Origin of the sequence: Kineococcus glutinatus (assembly GCF_039542765.1) — a bacterium.
GTDB classification, from domain to species: domain Bacteria; phylum Actinomycetota; class Actinomycetes; order Actinomycetales; family Kineococcaceae; genus Kineococcus_A; species Kineococcus_A glutinatus.
The window spans coordinates 1-11869 of the sequence record NZ_BAABIL010000283.1 but is presented as its reverse complement, the minus strand read 5'-3'; the positions used below and the strand labels follow the sequence as shown (position 1 = coordinate 11869).

The following is an 11869-nucleotide window of genomic DNA, read 5'->3' as shown; positions in this document are numbered from 1 at the left end:
CCAGCACCGCCTCCGAGCCGGGCGCGTGCTCGCCGGTGGCGCGGTAGGCGCGCGGCACCTCGCCGGGCTCCTGCCCCTCCGTGGCCGCCAGGGCCTCGCGGATCCTGGCCAGCACCTCGTCGCGGGCGCTGGTGCCCTCGCCGCTGCTCACGTGCGGTCCTCCTCCTCGTGGGTGCGCGCCCACCACTGCCGGAAGGTCTCCTCCGGCGGCGCCGGGGCGTCGCGGCTGCGCATCCACCCCGACAGGGGTGGCGGCGCGGCGGTGATCCGGCCATCCTTCCCGGCCAGCAGGCGCCCCGCACCCAGAGCCCGCTCGGCGAGCCCGAACCGCTTCTCGCCGCTCATCACCCACGACGCGGCGGCCATCGCGGCGGCCTCCGCGCTCGGCGGCACGTGGCGGGCGCGGCGGTCCTCCCGCTCGGTCTCCACGGCCCGCGCCCGCAGGTGCACGAGGAGCTCCGGGATGTCGATCTTCACGGGGCAGGCGTCGAAGCAGGCGCCGCAGAGGCTGGAGGCGTAGGGCAGCGAGGCGTTGGGGTCGGCGTGGCCGCCCATGCCCGTCAGCTGCGGGGTGAGCACCGCCCCGATCGGGCCGGGGTAGGTGGAGCCGTAGGCGTGCCCGCCGGCCCGCTCGTAGACGGGGCAGACGTTGAGGCAGGCGGAGCAGCGGATGCAGTGCAGCGCCGCGCGGCCCACCTCGTCGGCCAGCGCCCGGGTCCGGCCGGCGTCGAGCAGCACGAGGTGGAACTCCTGCGGGCCGTCGCCCGGCGTCACCCCCGTCCACATCGAGGTGTAGGGGTTCATCCGCTCGCCGGTGGAGGAGCGCGGCAGCAGCTGGAGGAAGACCTCCAGGTCGCGCCAGGTGGGCACGACCTTCTCGATGCCCATCACGGTGATGAGGGTCCGGGGCAGCGTCAGGCACATGCGCCCGTTCCCCTCGGACTCCACGACCGTGAGGGTGCCGCTGTCGGCGACACCGAAGTTGGCCCCGGAGACGGCGACGCGGGCGGAGAGGAACTTCTGCCGCAGGTGCGCTCGCGCCGCCATCGCCAGCTCCCGGGGGGAGTCGGAGACGGCCGGGTCGATCCCCGGCATCTCGCGGCGGAAGATGTCGCGGATCTCGGCGCGGTTGCGGTGGATGGCGGGGACGAGGATGTGGCTGGGGCGGTCGCCGCCGAGCTGCACGATGAGCTCGGCCAGGTCCGTCTCCACCGCCTCGATGCCCTCGGCGGCCAGGTGCTCGTTGAGCCCGATCTCCTGGGTGGCCATCGACTTGACCTTGACCACCTCGCGGGAGCCGGTGGCGCGCACCAGGTCGGTGACGATGCGGTTGGCCTCGGCGGCGTCGCGCGCCCAGTGCACGACCCCGCCGCGGGCGGTCACGTTCTGCTCCAGCTGCTCCAGCAGCTCGGGCAGGCGTGCCATCACGTCCGCCTTGATGGCGGAACCGGCGTCGCGCAGCTCCTCCCAGTCGGCGACCTCCTCCACGACGGCGGCCCGCTTGCCGCGGATGGTCCTCGTGGCGTGGCCGAGGTTGGCGCGCAGCTGGGTGTCGGCCAGCGCGGTGCGGGCGGCCTTGGGGAACGTCGTGCTGCCGCGCAGCGGCCCGGCGTCGGGTGCGGCGTCGGCCCGGCGGGGGATGCCGAGGAACGTGGTCACCGGCGGGCTCCTTCCTGAGCGGTGGATGCGCTGTCCTCGGTGGCGGCGAGGATCTCCGCGAGGTGGACGGTGCGGGTGCCGACGCGCAGCCGGGACAGGCCGCCGCCGATGTGCAGCAGGCAGGAGGAGTCCCCGGCAGAGCAGATCTCGGCCCCGGTGGCGGCGACGTTGCGCAGCTTGTCGGCGAGCATCGCGGTGGAGGTGTCGGCGTTCTTCAGCGCGAAGGTGCCGCCGAAGCCGCAGCAGGACTCGGCCTCGGGCAGCTCGACGAGGCGCAGGCCGCGGACGTTGCGCAGCAGCTGCAGGGGGCGGTCGCCCACCCGCAGCATCCGCAGCGAGTGGCAGGTGGGGTGGTAGGTGACCCGGTGCGGGTAGTAGGCCCCGACGTCGGTGACGCCGAGGACGTCGACGAGCAGCTCGGACAGCTCGTACGTCTTGGCGGCCACCGCCTCGGCGCGGCGGGCGAGGTCCTCGTCGCCGGCGCGGCGGGCCACCATGGCGTGCTGGTGGCGCACGGAGCCGACGCAGGAGCCCGAGGGGGCCACGACGGCGTCGGCGTCGGCCAGGGCGCGCTCGAAGACCTCGACGTGGTGGCGGACGACGGGGGCGGCCTCGCGCAGGTAGCCGGTGTTGGTGTGCATCTGCCCGCAGCAGGTCTGGGCGGTGGGGAAGGTGACCTCGTGGCCGAGGCGTTCGAGCAGGGCGACGGTGGCCTTGGCCGGCTCCGGGGTGAGCGCGTCGGCGAGGCAGGTGACGAAGAGGGCGATGCGCATGGCTCTCCCGGGCGGCGGTGGACGGGCGCTGTGTCCGGCGTGGCGGACGCGTGCTGTGGTCTGACCACAGTACGTCGGGGGAGCCGCCACGCGCCAGGAAGGCGGACCTTCCCTGCCCCTTCGCGCGCGTCTCCGGGTTCGGGTGGCCGGGGGGACCGGTCCGAGCGCCCGAGCCTGGAGGTGGGTGGTGGGAGGGTCACGCCGTCGCGAGCCGCACCTCGCCCGCTGCGCCGGGGGCGAGGAAGGCGCGCAGCCGCTCGCCCTCCGTCTCGACGTCGCCGGCGGCCGCGCCCAGCGGCAGCGACGGTCGCACGTGCAGCAGCGCCGTGCCGCCAGGGCCCGCGGTGCGGTGCAGCGCCCACGTCGCGCTCACCAGGCCGTCGACGAGCACGGTGCCGACCGCGCCGCCCGGCCCGCCCTGCAGCGGGATGTGCTCGGCGTCGGCCACCACCCGGGCGCGGTGGGCGTAGCCGAGGGTCGCGTTGTCGTACTCGGGCAGGAAGCGCACCGGCGCAGGCACGTCCTCACCCGGCAGCACGCCGTCGGGCACGTCCCAAAGCTGCGCGCCGTCCTCGCCGCGGAACCGCCGCAGCCGCGGCCGCAGCCGCTCCGCCACCTCCCGCAGCCGGGTCAGCCCGCACCACGCCTGCACGTCGCGCACCGCGGCGGGGCCGAAGGCGCGCAGGTAGCGCAGCACCACCTCCTCCAGCGCCGTGCCGCGCTCCAACTCTGGCACCGGCCGGCCCAGCCAGTGCTCCAGCGTCGTCAGGGCCGCCCGGCCGGAGGCGCCCCACAGCCCGCGCGGCGTCACCTGCACCACCGGCACGAGGTAGCTGAAGGCCCAGGACAGGGCCTCGGCGTCGAGGTGGCCGGAGCGCCCGGCCAGCAGCGGCGCGAGCTCGGCCCGCGTCCGCGGCCGCTCCGCCACCAGCGCGGCGGCGTGCGCGAGGACCGGGGTGATGTCGTGGCCGCGCAGCGCCCGGCCCCACGCCGTGCCCGCGAACGTGCGCTCCATCACCGGCTGCACGAGGGGGCGCAGCAGCAGGGCGTCGGCGGCCGTGAGGGTGTGGACCGTCGTGCGCAGGGTCGCCGCGCGCACGAGGCGGCGTGCGGACAGCGCCGCGGAGGCCGCGGTCGGGTCGGGGTCGGCCAGCCGGGTCCACAGCGCGGTATAGGGCACGGCGGGCACCTGGGCCTGCAGGCCGAGCAGGTCGTGCACCGTGGTCTCCGGGTCGAGGGGTGCTCGCTCCAGCAGCAGGTGGCGGGCCAGCGTGGCCCGGCCCAGCGCGCGCCGGGACAGCACGGGGATCACCGACAGCACGGTACGGCCGCGTCACCCGCGCGTGAAGGCCCCTTCCCGACGCCGCCGGAGGGGAGCGGGCGACGGGAAGGGGCCTTCCCTAGCGGATCGGGGAGCGGGTCAGCGGCGGTCGAGGCGGCCCTCGACGGCGAGCAGGCCGAGGACGACGATCCCGGCGCCCGGCAGCACCAGCGGCGGCAGCATCCAGGCCAGCAGCCCCACGAGGCCGCAGGCGGCGGCCACCAGCACCGAGCCGCCCGGGTCGTGCGCCGAGCGCGCGGCGGCCCGGGTCACCAGCGCCCGCCAGGACGCCCCCGGCGACCAGGTGGCCGCCGCGCGCAGCGCCACGACGAGGGCGGCCGCGGCCAGGGCGACCATCACCCAGCGCAGCGCCGCGCCCCCCGGCAGCTGTCCGCCGCCGGCGACCACCGCGTTCAGCCCGAGCACCGCCAGCAGGGCGAGCAGCGCGCCCGACACCGCCCACGAGCCGCGGCAGGCGCGGGCGGTCTCGCGCAGCAGCACCCGGACCCCGCCGCCCTCGCCCTCGTGGACCCGGCGCAGGTGGCGCACCGCCGCGGCGACGACGGGCAGCAGCGTCACCAGCGGCACGGCCAGCACCGCCACGACGACGCCCGTCAGCAGGCACTCGGCGAACAGCTCGAAGGAGTCCCGGGCCGAGCGCCGGCCCGGCCCCGCGTCCCCCGCCGGCATCGCGGGGTCCGCGGGGTCCGCGGCGGCCGTCGTGGCGGTCACGTCCTCAGCCCTTCAGGCCCTGGGTGGCGACACCCTCGACGAGGAAGCGCTGGAACAGCAGGAAGAACAGCAGCACCGGCAGCAGGGCGAGCACCGACATGGCGATCATCGCGCCGTAGTCGGAGACGCTGGTCTGGTCGACGAAGAGCCGCAGCGCCAGGGGCAGGGGGTACTTGTTCGGGTCGTTGAGGTAGAGCAGCGGCCCGAGGAAGTCGTTCCAGCTCCAGATGAAGGCGAAGATCGACGAGGAGATGATCGCCGGGCGCAGCAGCGGCACCATGATGCTGGTGAAGATGCGCACGTGCCCGCAGCCGTCGATGCGCGCGGCCTCGTCCAGCTCCCGGGGCAGGTTGCGCATGAACTGCACCATGAGGAAGACGAAGAACGCCTCCCCGGCGAGGAACTTGCCCACGAGCAGCGGCACGTAGGTGTTCACCAGGTCGAGCTTCTGGAACACGATGTACTGCGGGATGATCAGCACGTGGAACGGCAGCAGCAGCGTGCCGATCATGAGGGCGAACCACAGGCGCTTGCCCGCGAACTCGATGCGCGCGAAGGCGTAGGCCGTCACGGCCGACGACAGCACCGTGCCCACGACCGACAGCACCGCCAGCAGCAGCGAGTTCCACGCGAAGGTCCACGCGGAGATCCCGCCGATGCCGCCCAGCGCGGTGCGGTAGTTGTCGAAGCTGGCGCTGCTCGGCCACAGCGAGGCGTCCCCGACGATCTCGTTCGTCGGCTTGAACGAGGAGACGATCATCCAGACGCCGGGGTAGAGCACGACGACCAGCACGGCGATGGACACCAGGTGGACGGCGGCGGACCTGGCCACCGCCCCCTTCTGCCGCCGCGCCCGGGCCGGCTGCCGCCCCTGGGGGGCGGCGACGGCGGTGGCCGTCGTGGTCGAGGTGGCGGTGCTCACTTGGACTCCCCGCTGTAGTGCACCCAGGACCTGGAGGTCCGGAACATGACCAGGGTGATGAGGCCGATGACGACGGCGAGCAGCCACGCCATCGCGGAGGCGTAGCCCATGCGCGAGTCGCCGAAGCCGCGGATGTAGAGGTACAGCGTGTAGAAGAGGGTCGAGCCGGCCGGGCCGCCCTGGCCGTTGGAGATGATGAAAGCCGACGCGAAGATCTGGAAGGCGTTGATCGTCTCCAGCAGCAGGTTGAAGAAGATGACCGGCGACAGCATCGGCACGGTGATGTTCCAGAAGCGGCGCAGCGACCCGGCGCCGTCCACCGCCGCGGCCTCGTGCAGCTCCCGGGGGACCTGCTTGAGCCCGGCGAGGAAGATGACCATCGGGCCGCCGAACTGCCAGGTGGTGAGCAGGATCATCATCGGCATGGTGCGGTCGGGGTTGCCGACCCAGCCCTCGCCGGGGAAGCCGAGGCCCGTCAGGCCGAGGTCGACGATGCCGCCGTCGGAGAACATCGCCTTCCACACGATGGCGATGGAGACGCTGGCCCCGATGAGCGAGGGGGCGTAGAAGGCCGAGCGGTAGAAGCTCTGCCCGCGGCGGCTGGAGTCGAGCAGCAGCGCCACCGCCAGGGCGGCCGCCAGCTTGATCGGCGTGCCGAGGACGACGTAGATGAGCGTGATCTTCACGGACTGGATGTAGCGCTTGTCCTCGAAGAGCCGCTGGAAGTTCTCCAGCCCCACCCACTGCGGTGCCCGGAACAGGTTGTAGTCGGTGAACGCCAGGTACAGCGAGGCCAGCATCGGCCCGGCGGTCAGGACGAAGAACCCGATGAGCCAGGGGGCGAGGAAGGCGTAGCCGGTGCGGGTCTCCGCCCGCCGTGCCCGCCGGAGACCGGCGGGCACGGCGGGGGAGGCGGGGCGCTGGCGCTCCAGTTCGGCGGTGCTCACTGCTGCAGCGCCGACTCTGCCTCGGTGAACCACTCCTCGACGGCGTCGTCCACGCTGGTGCGGCCGTAGTTGATGTCCTCGCCGAGGCGCTTGAAGTTGGACTCCAGGGTGCCGAAGCCGATGGCCAGCGGCGCGGGGCTCTCGCCGAGCTCGTCGGCGATGGACTCCTCGTACGCCACGATCTGGGCGTCGGCGCCCTCGAAGGTGATCGCGTCGCGCTGCTTGGACGACGCGGGCACGCCGCGGGAGGTGCCGAAGATCTTCCCGACCTCCGGGTCGTTGAGCATGAAGTCGACCAGCTCCGCGGCGGCCTCGGGGTGCTCGGTGTTCGCGCCGATGGAGTAGGCCATCGACGCCTTGAGGAACAGCCCCGACTCGTCGGTGTCGCTCGGCGGCGTGATGATCTCCAGCTTCTCGGCCCCGGTGTCGGTCAGGTAGCCGGCGAGGAAGTTGTCCCAGCTCTGCTCGCTGGCCGCGACCCCCGCGCCGAAGACGGACTTGGGCTGCAGCTGGGTGGTCCTCTCGGCGGAGACGACCGCCTGCGCCGAGCGCAGCCCGGCGGTGGACTCCCACCACTCCTTGAGCTCGGCCTTCGTGAAGCCAATCTCGCCCTCCTCGGTGACCGCCTGCTTGCCCTGCTGGCGCAGGTACATGTCGAAGATCCACAGGGTGCCGGTGTAGTCGCCGCCGCCGAAGACGGCGCCGCCGCTCTTGGTGGTCACGTCCTGGATCCAGGCGTTGTACTCGTCCCACGTCATGTCGTCGGTGGGGGGCTGGGCGCCGGCCTGCGTGAGGAGGGCGGGGTTGTAGAAGAGGCCGAAGGCGTTCGTGCCGATCGGCAGCCCGTAGGTGGCGTCGTCGATCTGGCCGGACGGCAGCAGGGACTCCTCGATGCCGCTGGTGTCGATGTCGACGTCGCCGAGGTCGAGCAGCGCGCCGCGGTCGGCGTACTGGCGCAGGTACGAGATGTCGAACTGCATGACGTCGGGCAGGTCACCGCCGGCGGCCTCGGTGGACCGCTTCTGCCAGTAGCCCTCGTAGTCGGTGAAGCTCGGGTTGATCTTGATGTCGGGGTGGGCCGCCTCGAAGGCGGCGATCGCCTTGGTCATCCGGTCTGCGCGGTCCTGGCTGCCCCACCAGGTGTAGGTGAGGGTGACCGGGCCGGACTCCTCGGCGGCGGCGTTGTCGTCGCCGCCACCACCGCACGCGGTGAGACCGAGGGTGGCCACGAGCGCGGCGGCTGCGGCGAGGAGAGGTCGGTTCTTCATCGTCTGAGCTCCGTTGCTCGTGCAGGGACGACGGCCCGGGACGGACCGCCGGGGTGGGAAGCGCTTACCGGGACGGTAGGAGGCCGGGGCTGCCCAGGTCAAGGGGGGACTTGAAACGTTATGAAGTCGCCACCCGCGTGCCCGGCGCCGCCCCTCGGTGCCGTGCTCGAGGGTACGTCCCCGCGCCCGCGCGATGCGCGCGCCGTCCACCTCCCCGGGTGCCCCCGCCGGCTCGCGCACCCCGGGTGCCCGCCTGCCGCCGCGGGCCGCGCACGCCCCCGCGGCGCCGCCCGGCGGGTGCTGCGGACCCCGCCGCGACACGCTGAAAACGTTTGCGGAAAGCGCTTGACGGAGGCGGGGCGCGCTGCGCTAATGGTCGCGGGTCCGCCCCCGGGCAGCGGCCCGGAACCGTCAGAGATCGAAGGAGATCATCATGACCGTGGTCAGCAGGCACGAGGCGTCCCACGAGCGCGCGACGGCCCGTCCGGCACGACGCGCCGTCCTCACCGGCGCCCTGGCCCTCGCCCTGCTCGGCACGGCCGCGTGCGGCGGCGGGTCCGCGGCCGAGGGCGAGGCGGAGGCCACGGGCGCCCCCGAGACCACCGAGCCCGTCGTGCTGACCGTCGCGTGGTGGGGTGGCCCGGCCCGCGCGGAGAACACCCAGAAGGTCCTGGACCTGTACACGAAGGCCCACCCCAACGTCACCTTCAAGACGCAGTGGCAGGGCTACAGCGGCTACTACGACAAGATCAACACCTCCGCGGCCGGCCGCAACGCCCCCGACATCATCCAGATCGACAACCGGGCCCTGCGCGAGTACGCCAACAAGAAGCTCCTCGCCGACCTCACCGAGGCCAAGGGCGGCACGCTGAAGGTCGACGACATCGACCCCAAGCTGCTCGGCACCGGCGAGGTCGACGGCAAGCTGTTCGCGGTGCCGCTGGCCTCCAACACCCAGGCCCTCGCCGTCGACAAGACGCTGCTGGAGCCCCTCGGGCTGCTGCCCGCCGAGACCGGCTGGGCCACCTGGGACGAGTTCGCCGCCTGGGCCGCGCAGGTCACGACCGCCACCGGCGGCAAGGTCTGGGGCGTGCGCGACGAGAGCGCCAACATGAGCTGGTTCGAGCCGTGGCTGCGGCAGAACGGCAAGAACCTCTACGACGGGCAGAAGCCCGGCTTCACCACGGCCGACGTGGAGGAGTGGTTCCAGATGTGGGCCGACCTGCGCGACAGCGGCGGCGCCACCCCGGCCGAGGTCGCCCAGCCGGCCAACTCCGGTGACATCTCCAAGAACACCGTCGCCACCAAGCAGACGGCCACCAGCTTCAGCTACGACAACCAGCTCACCGAGCTGGCCAAGGCCACCGACCACGAGCTCGTCCTCGTGCCGCTGCCCGGCCCGCTCGAGGGCAACTACTCCCGGCCCTCGCAGTTCTTCACCGCCTACGCCCGCGGCGAGAACGTGGCGACGGCGATCGACGTGATCAACTTCTTCGTCAACGACGAGGAGGCCGGCGCCGCGCTGGGCACCGAGCGCGGGCTGCCGCCCAGCAGCAAGGTCAGCGATGCCATCGCGCCGAGCTTCTCGGACCAGCTCAAGTACGTCGTCGCCTTCGACGAGCGCGTGACCGCCGAGGCCGGCGACACCCCGCCGGTGCCCGCGCAGGGCGACGCGGAGATGGTCAAGCTGCTGATCACCTCCGCGGAGAACGTCGGCTTCGGCAGGCAGCCCGTCCAGCAGGCCGCCGAGGAGTTCGTCACCCAGGCCACCGCCGCCCTGGAGCGGGCGGGCAGCTGACGACCCGCCCGACGACCTCCGAACCACGACGGACAGGAGCGCCCCGATGGCCGACACCGTGAACCGGCGACCCCCCGCGGGGGCGACCGGATCGCCACCCCCGGTGGTGGGCACCGCGCCGTCCCGGGCGGCCAGCGCCCGCAGGAAGCGCGAGGCCGTCGCCGGGTACGCGTTCCTCACCCCGTGGTTCGTCGGGCTCTTCGGCATCACCCTGCTGCCGATGCTGTACTCCCTCTACCTCAGCTTCACCGACTACGACCTGCTGTCGGCGCCCACGTGGGTGGGGCTCGAGAACTACGTCCGCATGTTCACCGAGGACCCGCAGTACTGGAACGCGGTGCGGGCGACGCTGCTCTTCGCGCTGGTCTCGGTGCCGCTCAAGCTGGCCGTGGCCCTCGGGGCCGCGCTGCTGCTGTACCGGGACCGGCGCGGCGTGGGCCTCTACCGCTCGCTGTACTACGTGCCCTCGCTGCTGGGCGGCAGCGTCGCCATCGCCATCGTGTGGCAGACCATCTTCGGCGGCTCCGGCGCGATCAACGAGGTGCTCGGGTTCGTCGGCGTCGAGGGGCGCAGCTGGATCACCAACCCGTCCACCGCGCTGTGGACCCTCGTGCTGCTGGCCGCCTGGCAGTTCGGCGCCCCCATGGTCATCTTCCTGGCCGGCCTCAAGCAGATCCCGGCCGAGATGTTCGAGGCGGCGTCCCTCGACGGGGCCGGGCGGTTCAAGCAGTTCTGGCACATCACCTTCCCCATGCTCTCCCCGGTGCTCTTCTTCAACGTCGTGCTGGAGACGATCGCGGGGTTCCAGGGCTTCACCGCGGCGTTCGTCATCTCCGGCGGCACCGGCGGCCCGGCGGACTCCACCCTGCTGTACACGCTGTACCTGTACCTGCGCGGCTTCGGCGACTTCCAGATGGGCTACGCCTCCGCGATGGCGTGGGTGTTCCTCCTGGTCCTGGGCGTCATCACCGCGATCGTCTTCCGCAGCGGCTCCCTGTGGGTCCACTACGCCGATGAGGGGGAGCACTGATGACCACCGCCCCGAGCACCCTGGCCGCCGCGCCCCTCGCCCCGCAGCAGGCGCCGCCCGCGCGGTCGCGGGGTCCCTGGTACGCCGGCACCGCCGCCCACGTGGTCCTCGTCGCGCTGCTGGTCGTGGCGCTGTACCCGATCGCCTACATGGTGGGCACGTCCTTCAAGTCGCCCCAGGAGATCGCCAACAACGTCGACATCCTGCCCAGGTCCTTCTCGCCCGGGAACTACACCGACGGCTGGACGGGCATCCCGGACGCCAGCTTCGCCCGGTTCTTCCTCAACAGCGTGGTGGTGTCCGTCGGCGTCGTCGTCGGCAACGTCGTCTCCTGCGCCCTGGCGGCCTACGCGTTCGCCCGGTTGCGCTTCCCGCTGCGCGGCGTGTGGTTCGCGATCATGATCGGCACGCTGCTGCTGCCGCACCACGTGCTGGTCATCCCGCAGTACGTGCTGTTCAACTCCCTGGGCTGGATCGACACGACGCTGCCGCTGATCGTCCCGAAGTTCCTGGCGACCGACGCGTTCTTCGTCTTCCTCATGGTGCAGTTCATGCGCGGCATCCCCCGCACCCTCGACGAGGCCGCGGCCATCGACGGCTGCGGCCCGTTCAGCACCTTCTTCCGGATCGTGCTGCCGCTGACGAAGCCCGCGCTGGTCACCACGACGGTGTTCTCGTTCATCCAGACGTGGAACGACTTCTTCACCCAGCTCGTGTACCTCAACGATCTCTCCAAGTACACGGTGCCGATCGCCCTGCGCCTCTTCCTGGACTCCAGCGGCCAGAACGCGGTCGGCCCGATGTTCGCGATGTCGGTGCTGTCGCTGATCCCGGTGTTCCTCTTCTTCCTCGTCTTCCAGCGGCTCATCGTGGAGGGCATCAACACCAGCGGGATCAAGGGCTGAGCGTGGCCACCGCCGCCCGCCGGCCCCGCGTGCGCCCGGTGGAGCCCACGGGTTCCGGCCGGGGCTGGAAGGAGCAGCTGCGCCGGATCTCCGAGCTCTCCCTGCTGGGGGTGCTGGCGGCGCTGGCGTGCCTGCCGGTGCTGACCGCCGGTGCGGTGGTGGCCACCCTCTCCCGGGCGGTGGGGCACTGGGCGGACCACGACGACCTGCCGCCCTGGTCCGAGGTGGGCCGGGAGTTCGTCCGGCGCCTGCTGCCGGGGGCGCTGGTGAGCGTCGCGGGCGCGCTGGCGGTCGTGGTGTTCACCCTGGAGCGGCACTGGCTGCGCAGCGGCGCGGTACCCGGCGGCGGCGCGGGCCTGGCGGTGCTGTGGGCGGTCGCGGCCGTGCTGCTGGCCGTCGTGCTGCTGGCGGTGCCCCGGCTGGCCGACGGACCGGGCCGGACCTGGCGCGCCGCGCTGGCCCTGGGGTGGACGGCGCTGCTGCGGGTCCCGCCCGCCGGTGCGGCCGCCCTCGC

Annotated in this window: 11 protein-coding genes; 4 read left to right on the top strand and 7 right to left on the bottom strand. The window is 72.9% G+C overall.

The features are described from left to right. Positions 1-147: 147 nt before the first annotated feature. The 7 genes from ABEB16_RS11310 to ABEB16_RS11280 all read right to left on the bottom strand — a co-directional run bounded on the left by ABEB16_RS11310 (position 148) and on the right by ABEB16_RS11280 (position 7622). Entirely contained in the window at positions 148-1659 is a 1512-nt protein-coding gene (locus ABEB16_RS11310) for a LutB/LldF family L-lactate oxidation iron-sulfur protein (RefSeq protein WP_345712355.1), read from the bottom strand. After that, entirely contained in the window at positions 1656-2432 is a 777-nt protein-coding gene (locus ABEB16_RS11305; RefSeq protein WP_345712354.1) for a (Fe-S)-binding protein, read from the bottom strand. Before ABEB16_RS11305 ends, ABEB16_RS11310 begins: the two co-directional genes overlap by 4 nt. 196 nt (positions 2433-2628) lie before the next feature. After that, the gene (locus ABEB16_RS11300) at positions 2629-3744 is read right to left on the bottom strand and encodes a winged helix DNA-binding domain-containing protein (protein WP_345712353.1); all 1116 of its coding nucleotides are present in this window, start codon (positions 3742-3744) and stop codon (positions 2629-2631) included. A 108-nt stretch (positions 3745-3852) separates the two neighbouring features. Then, complete coding sequence (locus ABEB16_RS11295) at positions 3853-4485, bottom strand: hypothetical protein (RefSeq protein ID WP_345712352.1); 633 nt, start codon at positions 4483-4485, stop codon at positions 3853-3855. Positions 4486-4489: 4 nt separating this feature from the next. Next, positions 4490-5407 (bottom strand): carbohydrate ABC transporter permease, encoded by a 918-nt coding sequence (locus ABEB16_RS11290; protein WP_345712351.1) that lies wholly within the window; start codon positions 5405-5407, stop codon positions 4490-4492. Continuing rightward, entirely contained in the window at positions 5404-6354 is a 951-nt protein-coding gene (locus ABEB16_RS11285) for a carbohydrate ABC transporter permease (protein WP_345712350.1), read from the bottom strand. The genes ABEB16_RS11290 and ABEB16_RS11285 overlap by 4 nt, the downstream gene beginning before the upstream one ends. Further along, positions 6351-7622: an ABC transporter substrate-binding protein gene (locus tag ABEB16_RS11280; protein ID WP_345712349.1), complete on the bottom strand. Its 1272-nt coding sequence runs from the start codon at positions 7620-7622 to the stop codon at positions 6351-6353. Before ABEB16_RS11280 ends, ABEB16_RS11285 begins: the two co-directional genes overlap by 4 nt. A 433-nt stretch (positions 7623-8055) precedes the next feature. Between ABEB16_RS11280 and ABEB16_RS11275 the strand changes: the two genes are divergently transcribed. The 4 genes from ABEB16_RS11275 to ABEB16_RS11260 all read left to right on the top strand — a co-directional run. Beyond that, positions 8056-9420, top strand: coding sequence for an ABC transporter substrate-binding protein (locus ABEB16_RS11275; RefSeq protein ID WP_345712348.1), 1365 nt, complete (start codon positions 8056-8058; stop codon positions 9418-9420). 46 nt (positions 9421-9466) lie between these two features. Next, positions 9467-10450, top strand: a complete 984-nt coding sequence (locus ABEB16_RS11270) for a carbohydrate ABC transporter permease (RefSeq protein WP_345712347.1) — start codon at positions 9467-9469, stop codon at positions 10448-10450. Then, positions 10450-11355 carry a carbohydrate ABC transporter permease gene (locus ABEB16_RS11265; protein ID WP_345712346.1) on the top strand — a complete coding sequence of 302 codons (906 nt, stop codon included), beginning with the start codon at positions 10450-10452 and terminating at the stop codon, positions 11353-11355. Before ABEB16_RS11270 ends, ABEB16_RS11265 begins: the two co-directional genes overlap by 1 nt. A 2-nt stretch (positions 11356-11357) precedes the next feature. Next, on the top strand, positions 11358-11869 hold a 512-nt coding region (locus tag ABEB16_RS11260), incomplete at its 3' end, for a hypothetical protein (protein WP_345712345.1).